This window comes from Streptomyces sp. DT190 (assembly GCF_049846985.1).
Classification (GTDB): domain Bacteria; phylum Actinomycetota; class Actinomycetes; order Streptomycetales; family Streptomycetaceae; genus Streptomyces.
In genome coordinates this window covers 124356-143170 of sequence record NZ_JBNCNM010000019.1, presented here as the reverse complement: position 1 = coordinate 143170, position 18815 = coordinate 124356, and the positions used below count along the sequence as shown (strand labels likewise).

Below are 18815 nucleotides of genomic sequence, written 5' to 3'. Positions count from 1 at the left end.
TGGGGACCTGATGCCTGCGCCGGTGTCCGCAGGCCTTGCCATTGTGGCCGACACAACCCCGCGCCTCATGGGCCTGCCAATCCGAGGGAGAGAGTTTGCTGTGCTCCGTCATGAGCCGTACGCGCCTTGTTCCTTGCCGCTCGCAACCTGCGGTTCGTGCGGGGGTGGGCCGGTCGTTCACGGTCTTCCTGGCCGAGGCTGTCGCAGTGTTCGACGGTCCGGTGGACGTTCCTCACGGCCTGACAGCCGGGCTCCTCCGCGCCCAATCTTCCGGACAGCCACAGGCCGGCTTCCGGCACTCCGCTGGCGTCGCCTCTCTCGCTGCCGGAACCACCGAGCGTGCAGGACGCTCCGCCCCGTCGTCCTTCTTCACCACCGCCCGATCGACACCAGAGGTCCAGGTATGAGCCAGGAACGTAGTCACGACGAGATGAACGATCTGATCGACGCTGAGCGCAGGGTCGACTGGGACGAAGAAGAGTACGAGCGGTAGGCGTCTCAGACCTCAAGTCCCTCGATGGGGTGAGGCAACCGTCGGCAGGCTCGGGGCATCTGGGACGACCGCTAGAGTCGGGCTCCGGGGGTAGCGCAACCTGACTCCGGCCTGCATGGGCGCCCACGCCGCCGCAGGACCGGCCAAGCCGTCTCGGACGCAGCGCTGCATTGTCGTGTAGCCAGCCGGTATGTCTTCCATCGTGGAACGGACGGCGGGGGCGTGGGGTCCGCCGGAGGGGTTCACCATGGTCAAGAGCCGTAAGGCGCGCCGGAACACCCAGGCCCGCGTGGCTGCCACGGGGCAGCGGCCCGCCGCCGCCTACCGTGAACTGCGCGCGGTCAATGCGCCCTACGAGGGGTACGTCGTCGATCTTCACCATGTCGTGGACGACATCACCACTCCCGGGCACCAGGGGGACTCCTGGGCGTACCGGGTGCGGACTCCGGAGGGAGTCGACCTGACGTGGAGCGATGTCAACGACCCTGATGCCGGCGGCCCGGAGCTCACTTCCAGGCAGCAGATCTCTCTGTTCGGAGGGTGGCCGCTGACTCCTGCGCTGCTGCGGGCCCGGTTCCCGGGCGCCCGGATCATCGAGCACAGCGTCATGCCGGAAGGTTGCCACGGCTGCCATCTGGTGAAGTGCTGGACGGTACACGTCGGGTGCACCGTTCCGTGCGAGCGGCTTGAGGCTGCGCGGGAGACGGAGGCGCGGTGGGAGGCCGAGGAGGCGTTCGACTGTGCGTACGCGGCGTACCAGGCGGAGCTCGCTGCTCTGTGGCGCCGGCACGAAGCCGAGGACGCCGATCTTGAGCGGGATGTGCAGAAGGTCCGCGAGCGGGTGGATGCCTGGCGGACCGCGGTGGACTCCGGGCGCTGGGAGGATGCCGGGGGTTCCGAGGCGATGTGGAGTGAGTGGGACGCCTGCAACGGGCGGGAGCGTGATCAGCGTGAGCGGCATGACCAGGAGTACAAGGAGCTGACCGGCAGGCAGCCTGAACTCCCCGCCCACTGGGAGACGGCTGTCTCGGCCTGAGCGGTGATCTGTCGGCCGGTGGCCGCATCGGTGAGTCCGCTGCTTAGATGCTGCCCTGCGTGCATCACCAGGCGGCGGACACGCCGGTCGTACGATGTGACGTCATGGACCGGCTCGAACGCCCCGCCCGCACCGAGATCACCGCGCTGCTGAAGAAGCTGGCACGCGGCCCGCAGGCGACGTACGACCAGCGTGCCTTCTTCCTGAACGAGTACCTGCGGGTGCTCAGCGACTTCCTCGAGCTCCCCGAGGAGCGGATCCAGGCAGGCGACCTCGCGGACGTTGGCTACGCGGTCGCGTGGCTGAACGCCGCGGCCGCGGGTTACACCCGTCAGCGTCGGGTGGCCGGCAAGAAGGACGCGGCCGCGGCGTCGCAGGCAGCTCGCTGCGCCACTTTCAACGCCTTTGCTCGTCACCTCGGTCAGCCGGAGCGTCTTTCCGAGGGGTGGCCCGACAGCCAGGGCCTGCCGGTCGACGAGAGCCGCCGGGTGGTGGAGCTCCTTGCGGACAACCGACCGCCGCGCACGAACCGCAGCACGTGGGAACGCACCAGCGCGCTTGCGGCCCTGAGGCTCGTCACCGGCCGCCCGCTGTCCGAACTCGCTGGTCTTCAGGTGTCGGCCCTCGACCTGAAGGCGGCCCCGCCCACCGTCACCTTGGGAGAGCGCGTCTTCCCTCTGGACGAGTTGGCTGTGCGGACGATGAACCGGTGGCTGGATACCTGGAAGCGGCTGACCGAACAGCTGGAGGGTGGGACCGTCACGCAGGTGTGGGTCACCATCAAGCCGGGCCGGCCCCGCTACGGTGAGCCGGCCAAGCACCCGTACCTGCCGTGCTCCATCCGCGCTCTTCGGGCGGCTCAGCACGACCTGACCAGCAGACTGCTCGCCCGGCCGACACGGCTCGGGCAGCTGAGCGGCCCTGATCCAGACGACGTCGTCTCCCAAACCCCCAAGAGGCGCCGTGCAGCGCCTGCGGCTCCTCCTCCGGAGCGCACCGCCGAGGACCGGGCGCTGGCGCTCCGGCAGGCTGCCGAGGTCAGGCGTGAGCGGGCGGAGATGCTGGGGCGGCTGAAGACCGGCGACCTGTCGCTGCCCGATGTACTGGCACGGGAGGACAGGGTGGTCGGCGGTACCCGGGTGGGCCGGCTGGTGGAGTCGCTGCCCGGCGTTGGGCCCGCTGCGCGGAGGCGCATTCTGGCGGAGGTCGGCTTGGACGAGCAGCGGCGTCTGCAGTCCCTCCGGGCCCAGCAACGTGAGCGGCTGCTCCACGAATGCTCGACCGTTTCGTGAGCCACGTAGTCGCCCGCGGCTGACGGTTCCGCGTGCGAGCCGGTCTGAGGAATGGGGAAGAGACCCGGGGGATGTGAACCCTGCGGGGAAACCGCCGGACCCACGGGCTCTCGCTGTCAGGAGGACCGCGCGGACAGTCGAATCCGCAGCTGGTGCGCCGTTCGCTCCACACTGGGGTCTCTTGATTCCCAGCCTGGAGTGAACTGCCCATGACCACGGACCCGAGTGCCGGACCGGCCGCCGGCGACGACCTGCTTGACGAGACCGCGCTGCTGACGCACGGCGACACGATCGCCCGTGCGCTGCGGCGTTGGTGCGCAGACCGGATCGAGGACCTGGAGGAGGAGTTCGACCTGTTCGGTGCGCCCGACAGTCCATCGGAGCGGCAGCGCTGGACTCTCGAGCTTTCCGAGCGCCAAGCGCTGGCTCTGGCCGAGGTCGAGCAGCTCCAGCGGGTACGGGCGGAGACCAACAGCGCTTGGTCAGAGGACCGGTGGGCCGACCTGGGGGCGTTGGGGCTTCGCCACCAGCGGCACCTGGATGAGGAAGCAGTCGCCACAGCTCGCCGCCTGCGTGATCTTTCCGACGCGTATCCGGGCCGCGGACGGGCCCCCCGGCCCAGGCAGTCTTCCGCGACGCCCGGGCCGGGAGAGGTGGCCGTGCCGTGGGGCGTCGATCCCGGTGCTCCGGCCACCGGTCGATCGCCGCAGATAACCTCCCGGTCCTTGTGGGCACTGCTGAGAGAAGCCTTCCCAGATGCCTCCTCCGGCCGGTGCACGGTGACGGCACACCGGCTGCTGAAGGAGGTCCTGCAACCCACACTCGGTCCGGTCGACGCGATGCAGATGCGCCGGGAGCTCACAGCGGCCCTGCACGACGGGGTGAGGCCGCCTGCCGACGAGCACGAACAACACCGCAACCAGTGGATCGTCGAGTCGGTTCTCGGGCGAGTGGTCGTACCGCTTGCTGATCAGCGCAACCGGCTCGCGGCCGCGGCGGATGACGCCCGCGCTCTCCACCCACTCATCTCGGGTGGCAGTTGCCCGGTTTGCGGGGTTGCGTCTCCGTGTCCGACACGGCGAGCGCTGGGGGACACGGCCGTAGATGGCATGTGAGGGGAATGGCCCTGGGGGCATCTGGGCCGACGCCGCCCGCTCGTGTTCTTGGGCAGAGGAGCTGGTGGCGGCCGCCGAAGTCCGAGGCCGCCACCAGCTCAAGCGGATACCGGGTCAGTCAGAGGGGACGCCCGGCCGGCAGCAGAGAATCCTCTGGCAGGCCGTCCTTGAGGAGCGAATAGCTTCTGTCCGGGTCCTGGAGGATGCCGCCGCCGTCATACGGCCACCGCTGCGGATCACGGAACGCCACTCCGATGTAGGCACGGCCGGGAGTATCGGCCCAGGTGGGGTCCAATACCGTCCCATCAGCCCGGACGCACCAGGCGTGCGCGAGAGGGAAGTCCACGCCGCCGGGGAGGGCGAACCCCTCGGCGTAGACCAGACCTTCGGAGCGGTGGTCGCGGGCGTACCGGGCGGCATTGCTGTAGCACAGCCGTGGCTCCATGCCCGTCAGGTCGGGCGGAGGAGGGGAGACGGTGAAGCGGCGACCGTGGCTGAGCAGGAAGTGGTAGAGCGTGGGGAACGCCCATCCGTCTGTGTTGTAGTTGCCCTCAGCAAGCCTCGCTACGTCGTGGAGATAGGTGGCGACCGCCTCCTCGGAGAGCGGGTCGACGATGGGTGTGATCATGAGCGAGAGCTTCCTCCGGAAGGGCCGACGCGCCGAGCCTAGGCGAAACCCGCATCGGGGGTGAGGCCCTCCGCCAAGGTGATGCTCGCACTGCGGCACAACACCCTGCACGCGCGCTGCCGGACGGCCGGACACCGGACGGAGAGCCCGCTCAGGCGGTGAGCGGCCACTGCTCGGCGACCTGCTGCTGGGCCTTGTGCCACGCTCGCTCCAGCTCGCTTCCCTCGGTGGGGTCCTGCAGGGACCATCCATCGGCGGCGAACTGCCGGATCTGCGGCAGCAGCATGAGAGAGGAACCTCGTAGGGCCGCCCTCAGCACAACAGTGGCGGTCGGCTCGTGGGGTGAGTCCCCCCACCAGTCCGGCACGCGCCCATGCCGTCGCGGCGCCGGCTGATGGACGACATCACAGACGCGCAGCGTGGAACCGAGGACGAAGGGGCGGAAGTCGTCGCGGGACGTCAGTCGTAGCGAGCTGACGCTGAGGCGGCTGCCGATGGCCGGGACGGCAAGAGCGAGGTACCCGTCCGGGCGGCAGAGCGCCCCGAGGAGGCGACGCTGGTCCACGTCCACGGTGGCGGCGTCGAAGAATTCGATGCGGATTCCCAGGTCAATCATGGGTCGATCCTGCCGCCGTGACCGGACACCCCTCGGCCAGGTGCAGGCGCTGGCATCCCGGTGGGCTACTCCTGGGCGCCGTCGTTCCCTGGGTCTCCGGCCGTGATGGCGGCCAGGGCCGCTTCGAGCTTCTCCTGGGCGATCGGCCCGGAGTCCGGGAGACCAGCGGCTCGCCACGCGGCGACAGCGCGTTCAGTGTCCCCGCCCACGGCCTCGACCATCATGTCCTTGGCGTCCTTCTCGGCGACGGCTCCGTCAGCGGGCCCGAGGTCGACCAGGTGCACGGCCATTCGCACCTTGCTGGGCCGCTCTCCAGCCTGGGCCTTCGTCGTCTCCATCTCCTTGTAGACGCGGACGAGCCGGCCGACCAGGCGCTGGGCCGTGGCATACAGCGCCTTGCCCGAGTCGTTCTCGAGCCGATCGGTACGGAACCGTTCCTCACCCCGGCCCAGAGCCTTGATGTAGATGAAGGCGCGGTTGCTGCTCTCCTCGATCTCGACACGGGTGAGGACGCCGCGGACACGGTCCTTGGCGCCTTCGACGCGCGCGATGTCGGCGGCCAGCTGGGTGCCGTCCAGGTACAGGTTCAGCGCGAGCTCGCGCACCCGGCCGTGCCAGGCTGCCTCCAGCCCGGGTCGGCATGGGCCGGCGGCCTGCGCTGCAGCAATGATGAGCTGATGGGGTACGGATCCGTTCACGTGCATCATCATGCCGCGCCGAGCCTGGGCGCGCTGCGGCCCCCGGGAGAGATATGGGACGCAGCGCTGCACCCGCGCCGGGCCGCTCGTCAGGAGCCATCCTGATCTTGAGGATGACCCTTGGTTGCTGCTTCGTGCTCCTGGCGGGACTCGAACCCGCGCCAAGTAGGTGAGCTTGGAAAACGCGCTTCCCTGCCGGGGGTTCGGGGCCCGAGTCTTCAGGTCCCTCGCTTAGGTTCCCCACCCCTGGAGCTTTTGACTGCCAGGGCCCGGTCCCGGTGCATCCGCAACCGTCTCACCATGTCGCCGTTCCGTTTTACGGCCGCTCTGCCTTCTGAGCTACAGGAGCCTGCTCTCTTTCACGGAGCCATCATCCGCAGAAGCTATCCGGCCCGGTGGGGTTGCGCGAACGCTTTCCGTTCCGGAGGAGTCCCGTCGGCCCTCGCCTGCACCTTTCGGGCCCTGCCTCGTCCCCAGCTCGGACATCTGTCGCTCGGGCCGACGCCGAGCGGCTGTGGACGGTACAGGGCGCAGAGAGATGCGGCGGGGCTCTCGTGTCACCGAAATGTGGTGGTGCGGGCAATCAAGCGGCGGCCCGGGCCAGCCGTCAGCTCGGGAGAGCAGGAGCGGCTACTGAACGTGGAGACCGTCCCGTTCCCATTGCCGCAGCAGCGCATAGTCACGCTCGATGGTGCGCTGGTCTTCGGCGGCGAGGTAGACGTAGCCGGGGGAGCTGGTCAGGTCGCTTGTGCGCGCCAGTGGTTCGCCGGGGGTGATCGAGGAGCAGACCGCTATCGCGCTGGGGAGCGTGGCTACCGTGCCGGCGGCCTCGGCGCTGGCACGTCCGGGGGTGGGGTTGATGAACTCGACATTCCGGATCCGTCCCGGCCAGGAGGCGAGCTGGTCGTCGAAGTCGAGGAGGGTGCGGGGGTCGACGAGGGCCGCGGCGAGCAGAGCGGTCTGTGAGGTCCCCAGGTACTTGTCGATGACGTCCGGGGAGGTGGCGCCGCCGAGTCGGGCGCCGGTTTCGATCAGGACGGGGCCGCGGGCGGTCAGCATCACCTCGGTGTGGGCGGCCGACTCCTGGATGCCGAGCGCGTCGAGGACACGGCAGGTGTAGGCCTTGAGCAGCTTCGCCTCGGCGGTGTGCGGGGCGACGGGCTCTTCGTAGTCGTACACGGGCATGGGTCCGTCGGAGGCCCGCTTCGTGTAGCGCCAGATCTCCGCGATCCGGTGGACGCCACCCGAGCTGACCGAGTTGATGTAGTACTCGTCGCCGGACAGCCGCTCCTGGACGATGACGGCGGCGTTGCGCTGCCCGAAGATGTTCGGCTTGGCCAGGATCGCCTCGGTGGCGTGGGCAATCTCTTCAGGGGTCCGGCAGAAGCGCACACCGTCGGTCGCCGCGCTGGCCAGGGGCTTGACGACCGCCTCAGTGAGGCCGGAGGCGGTGAACCATGCGGCCGCGGCCCCCGGGCTGACTGCCGTGGTTCCTTGCGGTACGTCGAGCCCGGCGCGCTCGGTGGTCTGGTACATCAGCGCCTTGTCCCGCCGTGCCAGACGGCCGACGGGGGTGTTCGTGGGGAGGCCGAGCTGCTGGGCGAGGGTCTCGGCCAGCGTCACACCGGATTCGGAGCCGGCGATGACCCGGGAGATGCCGAGGGTGGCGAGCTGCCCTGCGAGCGCGGGGATGTCGTCGGTGTAGCCGAAGTCCAGGGAGTAGTCGTCGGGTCGGAAGGTGCGCTGCAGGAAGCCGTTAGTGCGGGGCTCGCTCTGGACGTGGATGCAGTTCACGCCGAGGTCGCGCAGGCGGCGGGTCAGGCTGGCGCCGGTGGAGTAGCCGTCGACGATGCAGATCTTCATGTTCTTCCTAGGTTCTGGCGTGGGGTGAGGTGCGCTGCGCGAGGTCAGCTGAAGTCGAAGTCGGACATCCAGTTGCCGGCCGGGGACTGGTCGGGGGCTGGCTGCTGGGGCGCGGGTGGGGCAGGTGGCGGCTTCGGGGCCGGAGTCTCGGGCTGGCGCGGCTGCTCCGGCGGTTGGGCGGCCGGAGGGGCAGCCGGAGCAGCCGGGGGCGCCTTCGGGGCCGGTGTCTTCGACAGGGGCGGCCGCTGGGGTGCATCCGCTGGAGCTGGTGAGGGCTCCGGCATCGAGTCGGGGGTCGGCGGGGGCTCGTCGACGAGGTCGCGGCGGACCCAGCGGGGGTCCTGGCCGCCGTCCTTGTTGGGCACGAGTACCTGCTCGTAGCCGAGTTCGGTCAGGTGCGCGCGGGCCAGGTCCTTGGCCCCGTGAATGGTGACGGTGGGGTCCCAGGGCAGGGGCGTGGTGTCGTCGGGCAGGAACATGATCTGGGCCTGCTGGTAGCCGTACTTGGGGTCGTAGCCCCAGGAGCGGCCCTTGGGGGTGCCTTCGGCCGGGAAGCGGGTGCCGTGGTCGGAGTTGAGGATCTGCTGCGATTCGTACTGGTCGAGTGGTCCGACGCCGAGGCGCCGGCCGAGTTGGGAGCGCAACTGCATGCCGAGGATGTCGCCGGCCGGCTTCTGGGCGGCGCAGGCGATGTTCGTCTCCAGTGCGCGGCCGAGACGGGCGACCTTCTCGAGCATCGCCTTGGCGTCGTTCTTGAGTTCCTCGATCTCCTTGTTCGCGGACTTGGCGAGGTAGTCGGCGATCTCGTCGAAGAAGAGGATCAGTCGGCCCGGGATGGTGTCGTCGTCACGCAGGACGACTTCGCCTCGGGCGACGGCATCGCGGAGAAGTTGCAGGTTGCGGCGCCCGTACTTGTTCAGGAGGGACTGGCGCTTGTCCATTTCGCCGGCGAACGCCTGGATGGCCTCGTAGATCTCTTCGTCCGTCGCGGCGAATCTGATGACGGCGGGGAACTCGGGGGTCCAGGTGAAGTCGGTGCGCTTGGGGTCGCAGACGATGAGCTGGTAGATGGTCGGGTCGTACAGGGCGGGGAAGAGGATCAAGGACAGGGCGACGGACTTGCCGGCGCCGGTCTTCCCGCCGATGAGGGCGTGGGGGGTCTGCTGCAGGTCCCAGTCGAGCCAGCCACCTCCCTTGACGGGGCCGAAGCGGATGGTGCCGCGGCGGGCGAGGGCGAGGAACTCCTTGAACTCGGGGCTGCCGGGTTCGGGGAAGGCGAGCTGGGTGGGCAGCCGGGGGACGGCGCTGACGGTGACCCGGCCTTCCGCCTCGCTCCAGGCGTAGTGCCAGTCGTTGGTGTCGGTGAGGGAGTCAGCGTGCTGTTCGAAGGCGTCCCTGGTCTCCGGCTTGGTGACGTCGTAGGCACCGAAGGTCACGGTGAAGGACTCGGGCCGCTCGACTGGGGAACCGTTGCTTCCTCGGTGGCTGCTCCAGGTGTGGATGTCCACCTCGACGGGGTCCTGGCCGCGCTTGGTGGGGAACTTGGACTCGACGACGGCCTGCAGCCGGGCCGTTTCCCGCTTCCGTACGGCGCGGGGATCGGCGTTGGAAACAGCCTTCAGGACGAGCCGGTTGGTGTTGGCGAAGGTCCAGTCCGGCAGCCAGGTCCGGTCGGGAAGGGTTTTGGACAGGGCGGTGTCCAGGGTGCGCTCGATACGGGTGCGCAGTTCTGGCGCGGCGACGTCCAGGGTGCCCAGGCCGATGGTGATCTCAAGGGGCGTGTTGGCCCTGGGGCTGTTGGGGTCGTCCTCCCACTTGGTGATGTCGACGGTGAGCTGGCCGGCCTGCCGGGCCGGGATCTGGGCAGTGATGAGGTCGGAGATGTAGCGAGTGCCCTGCTTACGGATCGCCTCCGGTGAGCCGGCGGGCACTCCACGGATCGTGAGCTCCCCGGGCTGCCAGGTGTAGATCCACACGTGGCCGCGGTCGATCTGGGCGTCGATGACGCGTTCGACGTTCTCCCGGAAGGCGCGCTGAGAGACGTCGTAGGCGCCCAGGGTGACAGTCAGCTCGGTGGGGACTTCTCGACCGTCGCGGTCCTCCCACGCGCCGACCGCGACGGACACGTCGACGTCGACACCGCGGGGCGCCGGGAAGAGCTGGCCGACGACCGTGTTGATCCATCGCTCGTCCTGCATACGCAGCAGTCGCGGGTCGCCCTCGTTCACGAGATCGCACGCCAGGGAGCCGGGGTTGGCCCAGTCGAAGACCCAGCCAGTACCCGGCGGGATGGGCGCGGCTTCGACGGCCTTCTCGGCCTGCCACCGGGTGCGGGCCTGAGCGGCCGGCGCCGATGGGGCGATCATGATGCGGGCCGCGGCGATCACGGTGGAGCGCCGCCAGCGGATGACGCGAATGTACTGGCCTTCGTTGACCGGCCGGGTAACGGTGGGAGCCGGCAGTCCGCATGGCTTCATCACACGGCCGTACAGCTCGGACAGAGCTCGCCGCTGGCGGGGGATGACCCGTGCGGCCCGCCCGATGGTGTACAGCAGGGCGGTGACGGTGACCGCAGAGAGGACCTGCCACTGGCGCCACTGCAGGTACCAGGCTCCAGCCAGCAGCGGCAGGATCAGCCAGTTGAGGAGGACGTGCGGCACTTTCCCGAAGGCGCGACTGCGGTCGCGGCCCAGGGTGAACGCCAGCCACGTTCGGGTGTGCGCACCTACCGGCCATCCGGGCCCTGCGGCGGGCCGGCGGGCGGCGGGACGGCGGCGTTTTCTGGCCGCGGGCATGAGGGTGATCCTCCCGAGTCGACAGCGGTGTTACCCGGATCGTGCTCGGGAAAGCGGACAGCTCTGATCCGCCGGTCCGCAGCCGGTGAGCAGCGAGGTGAGCAGCGAGGTGAGCAAGAGCCGCGCTCCCGGCCTGGGGTGACGGTGGCCCGCGTGTACGCAGACGGGGCACCGTCACCTACGGACTTGGCTGGGCTATGCGAGCGTCGCGCCGGGGTCGAACCGGTCGTAGGCAAAGCCCTGCCAGATCTCCCAGGCGGTGCTCACGTGGCCGGTGCCCGCCGCCTTGCCGGTAGCGGCCCAGAAGGGGCGCAGGACCAGCGCACGGAACTCCGGCGGCCGGCATCCGACCGCGTGCGTGACCAGGTGGGCCGTGTGGTTGAACTGGCCGGGGCCGTGCAGGTGGCCGCAGCAGGGAACACGCCAGTTGACGACTCGGTGGCTGGCCGGCACCCGGTGGCGGTCCATGTGGGGACGGTAGTGGTCGCGGATGACGTGGTTGCCGTGGGCCTTGGCCGCGTCGAAGTTGGTGTAGGTGCCCAGTGTCTGATCAAACTTCTGGACGTTCCAGAGGCTGGTGCTGGCCATCGTTGGGGTCCTCGCATGTCGGCGGCGTGTATGGATCGCTGTCGCCCGGAGTCGGCGTGCTGTCGGTGCGTGTGTCATCGCAGATGGGTGTCGTCATGGAGGGCGACCCTGGCCAGCTCAATGCTCTGATCGGGCAGTCTCCACCACATCAGGCGAGGCGCGGCCGAGGTCTGGTTCTTCAGGTGGCAGCGCATCGCGACGGCCTGGTCGGCGCGTACGAGCGGGACTCCGCCGCGCTCGTCGCGGGCCCGCATCCGGTGGACCTGTCGGCCGGGGATGGCGGCGGCGAGTCCGGTGAGGACTTCGACGGTCACCTCGACGATCTTGCGTCGGTCCACGAGTTCGATGGTGTGCAGCGAGGTGAGCCAGTCCGGGCCGAGAGTGAAGGGGGCGAGCGGCTGGCTGGGGCGGTCCGGCTCGGCGATCATGCGCAGCCAGCACTGGTCGAGCTCGTAACGGAACTGCTGTTCGGGGTCGGCGTAGATGGTGGGGGTGTCGATCTCGGCTCGCTCTTCGGCTGCTCGCAGCGCCTTGCTGAGCCGCCGTACGTCCTGACGCAGCGATGAAGTGGTGCGCTTCTCGGCCGCCAGCAGGGTGCGCAGGTGCTCGATGTCATCCGGCGCATGGCTGCTGCGGTCGCAAGGCACGGGCGGGCGGCTGTTGCCGGCCTGGGGCGTCGTGGTGCTGTAGACGAGGGTGCGCCCGAGCAGCTGGTGGTGGATCTCCCGGAGGGCCTCGTCACTGCGGCCGGGGGTGATCTTGATGAGAGGATGCCGGTGCTTGGGGTCGTCCGGGGCTGCGCCGGGGCGGACGATGCGGACGGCTCCGCCCCACACGGCCAGGTCAGGCATCAGCTCCCGCAGGTTGCGGGCGGCTGTGTGCGTGGTGAGTACCGCGACTTCCGCCTCAGGGTGGATTTGGTCGTACAGGCGGATCGGATCGATCAGGGGGACGCCGTCCTCGCGGCGGGGGTCAGGAGACAGCACCGCCACGGGGGCTGTGCGGGACAGATCGAACAGATGGTTCATGAAGGCGGCAGTGTCCGTATCGCCGACCTCACGTACAGGGCGAGACGTCGCCGCGGTGCTCTTTCCCGGGGCGCTCGGAGGGGGGCTTGGTACAGGCATGGGACGGCTTCCTTTCTCTGAGTCAGATGTCAGCTGGCGTAGGCGTAGAAGGCCCCAGTGGCGGGAGGGGTGGGTTCCTCCCTCGCTATGGCAAGGACCTGCTCGCGGGTGGCTCTGCGCGCCCGCCGGATCCGTTCACGCTGCTCGCGGTACTCGGCGCTGGGGGCGTCGCCCGGGTGCGGGCGCGCAGGAGGCGCGGGTGCTCCTGACGGCTGCGGGCATGTGGGCTCTCCAGCTGCTTCCCGCGCGGCCCGGGCTTTCGCCTGCCGGGCACGTTCCTGCTGGTACTCGGCGGTGGGCGGTGCGGCGCGCTCCTTGCGGAGTACCGGGGCAGGTGCCTCGGGGACCGCTGGCGCAGCGTCGTGGGATGACGCGGTGGGGCGGCCGCTGCGTAGCTGCACGTCGAGTCGGCGCAGCGGGCTGGAGCGGCGCTTGCCCTGGTGCGTCTGGGCCTGGAGCCGCTCGAACTTCTCGTTGACCTCGGCGATCACCTGGGCTGACAAGAGCCGCAGGTTGGCCGCCCATGAGGCGGATTCGCACAGGACTCGCAGGGTGCCGGTCTCTTCGTCGAACTCTTCGGCCTTCCAGTGGGTGGCACGTGTTTCACCGAGGAGGGAGGGCCACTCCTTCTTCAGGTCCGCTCCCGCAGCTTCTCCCTCCCATTCGTTGTCCACCACCAGCTGGCTGATGACGCTGCCCAGGGGGTTGGGGTCCCGGCCGTCACCGCCGTTGGCCCGCCGGGGAGCAGCAGCCCGCTTGCGTTTGGTCTTGACGGGGTTGTTCTTGGCATCGGCCCTGGCCCGTCGCAGAGCGATCCGCGCCAGGTCAGCGCCTGCGGCCGACTCTGTGGCTGCTTCGGTGGAAGGGGCGGCGGGGAGAGCAGCGGCGTCCGCATTCGGTGCACCGGTGAGGTCCGGTTCCAGGTGCGTGGCGGGGTGTGCCGTCATGTCGTTCGTCCTCCTCGTGCTCGAGTGCGGGTCAGCAGGCGTTCTGCAGGCGCGGGTTGTTGTGGAAGCGAATGCAGGCGTCGACGAGCTGCGCGGTGTAGAGGCGGGATGCCTCGGCCACACCGAGTCCGTCGACGGCAGTGAGGACCAGGTCGGTGTCGCCGTAGTGCTTGAAGCGCCCCCAGGCGTCGGCCCTCATCTGCTGCACGAGGCTGGCATCGAGCTCGTCGATGGTGGCGGCTGCCGCGAATTCCTCGATCTCCTCGGCGTTGCCGGCGCTGTCGTTCCTCAGGGCCTGGACGGCGTTGGTGAACTCGGCGGTGGGCGGGGTGGCCCGGGCTTCGTCGGCCAGCCGCTGCGCCGTCTCCCGGTCCTGGGCGGCGTCTCGCTGGAGCTGTGCGGCGACGTAGGCGTGCGCGCGGTGGGGGAGCCAGCGCGGTCCGAAGTAGTGGCTGGGGTTGATCTCGTGGAGCCAGGCGTGGACCTGCTGGAGGGATGCACCGGCGGCGGCCTTGTCGACCAGGACCCAGGACAGCTGCTCGATGCGGGTGCGCTGAAGCCAGGTGTGGAGCGGGCGGAGTGCCCGGGCGAACCGGTCGGCTACCTGGTAAGCGGCGGCGGTGACAGGGTGGCCGAGGACGGACTTCTTCTTGGGCCGAGTGATCTTGTTCGCTCGCGCCTGGCGCGTAGTTGTTGATCTACCTCTCACATCAGCTTTAGGGGAGTGGGTGGTGGTGCTACGGGAAGGGGGCTCACGCCGGTTCTGATCTGCTGTTTCCTGCGCAGCGGCGATGGCCTGGGCCCGGCCTTCGGGGGTGAAGCCGGTATGCCTGGCGGTGTATCCGTGGCCGGACAGGCGGTGGCCGTGGGCAGCGTCATAAGCCGGCGGGATGGTGGCGCCGTAGACGGTGGCTGTGGCGGTGTACGGGCGGCCCGGGAGACGGAGGTTGCGGCGGCTGCCGTGTTCCAGCCAGACGAGTGCGCCGAGCTCGCGCAGGACCTTGATGTGCCGCTTCACGGTGGCGCGCGATATGCCGACGCGCCGGGCGGTGCCTTCGAGGTCGTACAGGACGATGCCCCGCTGGAAGTCCATACGGGCAGCGAGGTCGAGGGCGACGTCGACCGTCGTGGTGGCCAGTGCCTTGGGATGCGCGCCGCTGTCGATGAGCCAGGCGACGGCCCGGAGCCAGGCGCGAGGTTGGCAGCGCCGGGACCGGGTGGTGATGACGTCCTGCTCGGCAGACGGGACAGGCTCCAGCCGATGCGGCTCGGCGTGCGGCTGGTGGGACGGGCGGCGCATGAAGAGGGGCTCTCAGTGTTTTCGGGCAGCACAAAGTCAGGCGTGGCTGCCGCTCAGGTGCGGAGGAAGAAGGGGATCCGCCTCAGGGGCGGGCGCTTGCCGGCTGGAGACCGGAAGCGAGGTAGCCGGGGTCGGCGGTCAGCCGCTGTGGGCGGCGGAGGCCGACCCCGGTAACGCAACGGGCGAGGAGGCCGCTCTCGGCCTGCCGCAGCTCGCGCTGTCCGATGTCACGGTCAGAACCAAGGCAGGAGCTGTTCGGCGGTGCTGAGGACCTTCTTCGGGGTGAGGGGGTTCCGCCGCGGCCGCCGGCGCACGTTGCAGGAGCTGCGCTGCTTGCGGCGGATCGTGCGGGTGGAGCACCCGAGCTCCTCCGCCATCTCCACCTGCGTCAGCTGGCCGACCGCGGTCATGGCGGCGACCTTCTCAGCGTCGACCTCGTCGTAGGTGCGGCGGACCATGAGGTAGATGTCCGTGTCCTCTTCCGCGAAGGGGGCCAGGCCGAGGCTGCTGCGGATCCGCTCACGGTCAGTCTCGGTGGTGCCGGCGACGATGCCCTTGACCGCATGATCGGTTACCGCGGCGAACAGGCACGACTCAAGCATCGGGCAGGCGGCGCACAGGGCGCGGGCCTGGCCGAGGGCCTCACGGAAGTCGGCTTCCTCGTCGGTGAACATGGCGAGCTGGTCCCCGTCGAGCATCTGGTCGTTGATGCCGGAGCCGGACAGGTCCTCGAGGAGTCGGAAGAGATCGGCGTGGATGATGCAGGGTGTGGTGCTCATGCGATGTCCTGGCGGGAAGCTGCGGAAGGTGCGGGGGCGACGGCGATGGTGACGCCGGGCTCCGGAAGAGCCCAGTCGTGCGTTCCCAGCGGCGCGGGATACGTCTTGTGGGGGCCGATGTCGTAGCCGACGATGCGGGAGTCCTCCGTGTAGACGCGGAAGGCCTTCTTGTCGGCAGGGGACAGTGCGTCCTGGACGGCGCGGATCAGCTTGTCGATGTCGGGCTTGGTCGCGGCGTGGACGGCTTTGGTCTTGGGCGCGCTCTTGGGCCGGGGCAGGGTGAAGACTGCCGACATGATGAGCGGGCAGTTCGCCGGCTCCCAGTCCGTGCCGCAGGTCTTCCGCGCGGCCGCGTTGATCTGGCGGCGCCACTCGCGGAGTTCACGGCTGTACTTGACGACGCCGGGGGCGGGAACTTCGACAGAGCCTTGGGTGACGGGCGTTCCGATGACCGTGAAAGTCAGTCGCCTCTCAGGGAGATTCTGCAGACTGCCGAGGGCTGCTTCGCTGACGGCGGCCAGGCGCGGGCCGGAGGTCTTCTTCGGCTGGGGCGCGTCCGCCGACGGGGCCGGTACGAGGGTGCGGCAGTGGGGGCAGCGGGTCGTGGTGGGGCGGAGCACGGCAGGGCATGACGGACAGGGGCGGTAGCCGCGGTCGGTGATGAGGCGCTGTATGTCGATGCTGGTGCCCATCGTGCGTCCTTCTCTCGTTCGGGCCCGGTGGGGGCGGAAGCGTCTGTGCGGCGCTCCCGCCCCCACCGGGGTGGATCAGGCTGCTGTGGCAGCGGGTTCGGCCTCGGCCGTCTGGCGGGCGGCGGCGCTGGCCCGGGCGGCAGCGAGGAACGCGGCCGGGTCGGCTTCCCACTCCGCGAGCGCGGGGAGGAAGTGGGCGACCTCGATGCGGTCCAGCTCGTGGGTGCCGAAGCGGTCGGTCAGGAGCGGGAAGACGCGGTCGGGCCAGCCCGCGAGGCCGACGTCCTTGTGACCCATGAGGATCTTGAAGCGGGCGAAGGCGTCGCTTTTGAGCACCGGGTGCACGACGGGGATTCCGTCCGGGCCCACGGCGCGGTCGGTCTCGGCGACGCGGGCCACCGTGTCCATCAGCGGGCCGACGGTGGCGATGACCTTGCTGGCCCACGCGTTGCGGGCGAGGACCGCCTCAACGCTGATCGGGTCGGTCATCTCGGCGGTGTAGGCGAGTGCGGGCTGGTGGCTGACGACGAAGTCGATCCACGCACGGGCTTCGTGGTGGGAGCGGTCGGACCGGATGGCGCTGCCGTCGGTCTTGCGGTAGACGCCGAGCTGGATACGGTCGGCCATCCCCAGGATCAGTTCGGCGAGGGTACCGACCACGGCCGGGTCAGTGTCAGGGTCGACGCCCGCCGAAGCGATCATCTGGTGCGCCTGCGCGTACGTCTCCCGGATGGCGGTGGCGAGGTAGGAGCCGTGGTTGAACCGGCCGTCGGTGTTCCAGTCCTCCCACGGCTTGGCCTCGGCGGCGTGGGCAGCCCGCTGCGCCGGGCGGCCCGGGCGCGCGCTGGTGGCCGGGGCGGTGTTGGAAGAGCCGAAGAACTTCTTCAGCTCGTTCCGTATCTGCTGGCTCACGTCGACGCTGCCGGACGAGGCGTTGGCGGCGGGGATGATCGCTCCGCCGAAGACGGCGTAACCGTCGGGGGCGAGACTGCCGTCGCGGTTCTCCCGCAGCGACTCCCACTCCTCCGGGTCGGAGACCAGCTCGTCGGTGAAGACCCCGTTGACCGCGACCACGAGGTTGCGGCAGTTGCGGTTGGTGATCTCCGCGTTCGCCCGGGTCGAGTCGCCGACGATGCCGCGCAGCTCATGGATGGGCGTGAGCGGGCTGATCAGCTCACCGCTGTCGTTCTGCTTGTACCGGCGGGTCGTCTCGATGGCGACGGTGACCGGCAGGTCGTTCTTGAACGCCTCGGCCAGCAGTTCCGCCGCCTTGGAGTCGGCCTGGACCGACCCGTGGAAGTCGTGCTCCAGCCCGACGGACTCGGCGTCGAAGGTCACGCGGCCGGTTCGGAAGGGGCCGTCGTCGGTCGCCTTCGTCTTCACCTTGTACGCACTGACCTTCACACCCACGTGCTCCCGCACGTACACGCTCGGGCGGGCGCGGACGGTCTGACCGTCGGGCCCAGCGGCAGCGCGTGCCTTCTTCTCGTACGCGATGAACGGACGGCCCTTGGCCGGCGGCTCGTACGCCATGGGGTGACTCCCTCTGTAGTGGATCGACGGGCTCAGAATCCGGTCGGACGGGCCGCACAGCGAGCTCTCGCGAAAATCCATCGGGCGGGTCGGCAACGGGCTTCGGAAGCCGATCGCCCGGATGATCAGAGGAGGGTCGGGATAGCGAAACTGGCAGAAGTTGTGGAGCCGTCTAGGCGGGGACGGCACGCAAGTGACACACTCATCTCAGGCTCCAACGCTGGGTGGAAACATGCCGAGACCAGGCTTTTGACTGGTTCCTGCGGGCAGGCTCGGTCACGGCTCCTCACGGAGCGGACAGCTGGTGGAGGAGCAGCTGGATCAGCCCCCCGATAGGGAAATATAGACGAGCCACGTTTGGCTATCAAATGGATAGCTAAACTGAAGTTGCCACATCCCCCCGCCACCACGTTCAGGAGCGTCTCCGGATGCCTACCCCTCGCCACTTCGACGGTTCCCTCGTGCGGAAGCTCCGTCGCGACAAGGAACTCACGCAGAAGCAGGTTGGGGCTGCCGAAGGAGTCGAAGTCTCCGGCACCGCCGTCGCGAACTGGGAAGGCGGAAAGTCCACACCCGACCCGGAGAAGCTGCCGGGCCTCGCCAGAGTCCTGGGGAAGCCGCTCGATGATCTGTTCCCTCGCGACGGCCTGCCGGACCTCGCCGACCTGCGGTGCGACGCCGGCATCCCGCAGTACCGCACCGGCAAGCTGATCGGCACACGCAGCCATATCCCGGTCAGCAACGCCGAACGCGGTGTTCGCCCCCTGGACGACGACTACGTCGGAAAGCTCGCCGCCGCCTACAAGGTGACCACCGAGGAACTGCGGGCTGCCCAGGACCGGTCTTTCGGCAAGTACGTCCCGGACGTCACCGGCGCCTTCACTCCCGCGGCCGCGCCGGCCCGACCGCGCACCATCGCCGAGAAGATCTCGTACATCCTCAACGAGACGTACGACCAGCCCCCCACCGACAGGGAGCTGGCCGCACGCGGCAACGCAAAGTCCTCGCGTCAGGTACTGAACACCGAGCTGGTCTTCGCCCTGCGCACCGGCGCCGAGACGACCGCCTCGGACGAGGTCCTCAACGCCATGGCCACAGCTCTCGACGTCCCGCCCATGTTCTTCCGGAGCGACGACGAAGAGGTCGCCCGGATCGTCGCCAGCATCCGCACCGCGAAGAACGGCCTCAAGGTCATGGCAGCCCGCGGTGGCGAGAACGGCGGGGTGTCGGCCGAACTGCTGGACTACGTCAACGACGAGCTGGCCAAGCTGCTCGGCCCTGACGTGCTCGACGGGCTCGATGACATCTAACCC

16 protein-coding genes are annotated in these 18815 nt (G+C 69.3%); 4 read left to right on the top strand and 12 right to left on the bottom strand.

Going from position 1 to position 18815, the window contains the following annotated elements; genetic code table 11:
* The first annotated feature begins 683 nt into the window (after positions 1–683).
* From ACPXCS_RS28800 to ACPXCS_RS28790, 3 genes are all read left to right on the top strand, one after another.
* The gene (locus ACPXCS_RS28800) at positions 684–1529 is read left to right on the top strand and encodes a hypothetical protein (protein WP_425823592.1); all 846 of its coding nucleotides are present in this window, start codon (positions 684–686) and stop codon (positions 1527–1529) included.
* Positions 1530–1633: 104 nt separating this feature from the next.
* Complete coding sequence (gene mihF / locus ACPXCS_RS28795; RefSeq protein WP_413093258.1) at positions 1634–2821, top strand: integration host factor, actinobacterial type; 1188 nt, start codon at positions 1634–1636, stop codon at positions 2819–2821.
* Positions 2822–3030: 209 nt separating this feature from the next.
* The gene (locus ACPXCS_RS28790) at positions 3031–3936 is read left to right on the top strand and encodes a hypothetical protein (RefSeq protein WP_425823594.1); all 906 of its coding nucleotides are present in this window, start codon (positions 3031–3033) and stop codon (positions 3934–3936) included.
* A gap of 118 nt (positions 3937–4054) precedes the next feature.
* On the opposite strand, the gene ACPXCS_RS28785 is transcribed toward ACPXCS_RS28790, so the two are convergent.
* The 12 genes from ACPXCS_RS28785 to ACPXCS_RS28730 all read right to left on the bottom strand — a co-directional run bounded on the left by ACPXCS_RS28785 (position 4055) and on the right by ACPXCS_RS28730 (position 17502).
* The gene (locus tag ACPXCS_RS28785) at positions 4055–4564 is read right to left on the bottom strand and encodes a hypothetical protein (protein WP_376620728.1); all 510 of its coding nucleotides are present in this window, start codon (positions 4562–4564) and stop codon (positions 4055–4057) included.
* A 151-nt stretch (positions 4565–4715) separates the two neighbouring features.
* Positions 4716–5180 (bottom strand): hypothetical protein, encoded by a 465-nt coding sequence (locus tag ACPXCS_RS28780; RefSeq protein ID WP_413093255.1) that lies wholly within the window; start codon positions 5178–5180, stop codon positions 4716–4718.
* Between the two features lie 65 nt (positions 5181–5245).
* The gene (locus ACPXCS_RS28775; RefSeq protein WP_413093254.1) at positions 5246–5878 is read right to left on the bottom strand and encodes a hypothetical protein; all 633 of its coding nucleotides are present in this window, start codon (positions 5876–5878) and stop codon (positions 5246–5248) included.
* A gap of 630 nt (positions 5879–6508) precedes the next feature.
* On the bottom strand, positions 6509–7741 hold the full coding sequence (locus ACPXCS_RS28770) for an ATP-grasp domain-containing protein (RefSeq protein ID WP_425823596.1): 1233 nt from the start codon (positions 7739–7741) through the stop codon (positions 6509–6511).
* A 44-nt stretch (positions 7742–7785) separates the two neighbouring features.
* Positions 7786–10536 carry an FtsK/SpoIIIE domain-containing protein gene (locus ACPXCS_RS28765; protein ID WP_425823598.1) on the bottom strand — a complete coding sequence of 917 codons (2751 nt, stop codon included), beginning with the start codon at positions 10534–10536 and terminating at the stop codon, positions 7786–7788.
* A 195-nt stretch (positions 10537–10731) separates the two neighbouring features.
* Entirely contained in the window at positions 10732–11124 is a 393-nt protein-coding gene (locus ACPXCS_RS28760; RefSeq protein ID WP_425823600.1) for a hypothetical protein, read from the bottom strand.
* Between the two features lie 74 nt (positions 11125–11198).
* Positions 11199–12152: a hypothetical protein gene (locus tag ACPXCS_RS28755; protein ID WP_425823602.1), complete on the bottom strand. Its 954-nt coding sequence runs from the start codon at positions 12150–12152 to the stop codon at positions 11199–11201.
* 128 nt (positions 12153–12280) lie between these two features.
* Entirely contained in the window at positions 12281–13198 is a 918-nt protein-coding gene (locus ACPXCS_RS28750) for a DciA family protein (protein WP_425823604.1), read from the bottom strand.
* 31 nt (positions 13199–13229) lie between these two features.
* The gene (locus ACPXCS_RS28745) at positions 13230–14498 is read right to left on the bottom strand and encodes a hypothetical protein (protein ID WP_425823606.1); all 1269 of its coding nucleotides are present in this window, start codon (positions 14496–14498) and stop codon (positions 13230–13232) included.
* 233 nt (positions 14499–14731) lie between these two features.
* Positions 14732–15277, bottom strand: a complete 546-nt coding sequence (locus ACPXCS_RS28740; RefSeq protein ID WP_332757169.1) for a WhiB family transcriptional regulator — start codon at positions 15275–15277, stop codon at positions 14732–14734.
* Positions 15274–15969 (bottom strand): RusA family crossover junction endodeoxyribonuclease, encoded by a 696-nt coding sequence (locus ACPXCS_RS28735; protein ID WP_425823608.1) that lies wholly within the window; start codon positions 15967–15969, stop codon positions 15274–15276. Before ACPXCS_RS28735 ends, ACPXCS_RS28740 begins: the two co-directional genes overlap by 4 nt.
* Before the next feature lie 75 nt (positions 15970–16044).
* The gene (locus ACPXCS_RS28730; RefSeq protein WP_425823610.1) at positions 16045–17502 is read right to left on the bottom strand and encodes a hypothetical protein; all 1458 of its coding nucleotides are present in this window, start codon (positions 17500–17502) and stop codon (positions 16045–16047) included.
* A gap of 428 nt (positions 17503–17930) precedes the next feature.
* Here ACPXCS_RS28730 and ACPXCS_RS28725 point away from each other — a divergent pair, with 428 nt between their 5' ends.
* The gene (locus tag ACPXCS_RS28725; protein WP_425823612.1) at positions 17931–18812 is read left to right on the top strand and encodes a helix-turn-helix domain-containing protein; all 882 of its coding nucleotides are present in this window, start codon (positions 17931–17933) and stop codon (positions 18810–18812) included.
* Positions 18813–18815 lie beyond the last annotated feature (3 nt).

What these genes read in the sequence shown, in the direction of transcription:
- ACPXCS_RS28800 (WP_425823592.1), top strand. Translation starts at nt 684, where the DNA reads ATGTCTTCCATCGTGGAACGGACGGCGGGGGCGTGGGGTCCGCCGGAG.
- mihF (WP_413093258.1), top strand. Translation starts at nt 1,634, where the DNA reads ATGGACCGGCTCGAACGCCCCGCCCGCACCGAGATCACCGCGCTGCTG.
- ACPXCS_RS28790 (WP_425823594.1), top strand. Translation starts at nt 3,031, where the DNA reads ATGACCACGGACCCGAGTGCCGGACCGGCCGCCGGCGACGACCTGCTT.
- ACPXCS_RS28785 (WP_376620728.1), bottom strand. Translation starts at nt 4,564, where the DNA reads ATGATCACACCCATCGTCGACCCGCTCTCCGAGGAGGCGGTCGCCACC.
- ACPXCS_RS28780 (WP_413093255.1), bottom strand. Translation starts at nt 5,180, where the DNA reads ATGATTGACCTGGGAATCCGCATCGAATTCTTCGACGCCGCCACCGTG.
- ACPXCS_RS28770 (WP_425823596.1), bottom strand. Translation starts at nt 7,741, where the DNA reads ATGAAGATCTGCATCGTCGACGGCTACTCCACCGGCGCCAGCCTGACC.
- ACPXCS_RS28765 (WP_425823598.1), bottom strand. Translation starts at nt 10,536, where the DNA reads ATGCCCGCGGCCAGAAAACGCCGCCGTCCCGCCGCCCGCCGGCCCGCC.
- ACPXCS_RS28760 (WP_425823600.1), bottom strand. Translation starts at nt 11,124, where the DNA reads ATGGCCAGCACCAGCCTCTGGAACGTCCAGAAGTTTGATCAGACACTG.
- ACPXCS_RS28755 (WP_425823602.1), bottom strand. Translation starts at nt 12,152, where the DNA reads ATGAACCATCTGTTCGATCTGTCCCGCACAGCCCCCGTGGCGGTGCTG.
- ACPXCS_RS28750 (WP_425823604.1), bottom strand. Translation starts at nt 13,198, where the DNA reads ATGACGGCACACCCCGCCACGCACCTGGAACCGGACCTCACCGGTGCA.
- ACPXCS_RS28745 (WP_425823606.1), bottom strand. Translation starts at nt 14,498, where the DNA reads ATGCGCCGCCCGTCCCACCAGCCGCACGCCGAGCCGCATCGGCTGGAG.
- ACPXCS_RS28740 (WP_332757169.1), bottom strand. Translation starts at nt 15,277, where the DNA reads ATGAGCACCACACCCTGCATCATCCACGCCGATCTCTTCCGACTCCTC.
- ACPXCS_RS28735 (WP_425823608.1), bottom strand. Translation starts at nt 15,969, where the DNA reads ATGGGCACCAGCATCGACATACAGCGCCTCATCACCGACCGCGGCTAC.
- ACPXCS_RS28730 (WP_425823610.1), bottom strand. Translation starts at nt 17,502, where the DNA reads ATGGCGTACGAGCCGCCGGCCAAGGGCCGTCCGTTCATCGCGTACGAG.
- ACPXCS_RS28725 (WP_425823612.1), top strand. Translation starts at nt 17,931, where the DNA reads ATGCCTACCCCTCGCCACTTCGACGGTTCCCTCGTGCGGAAGCTCCGT.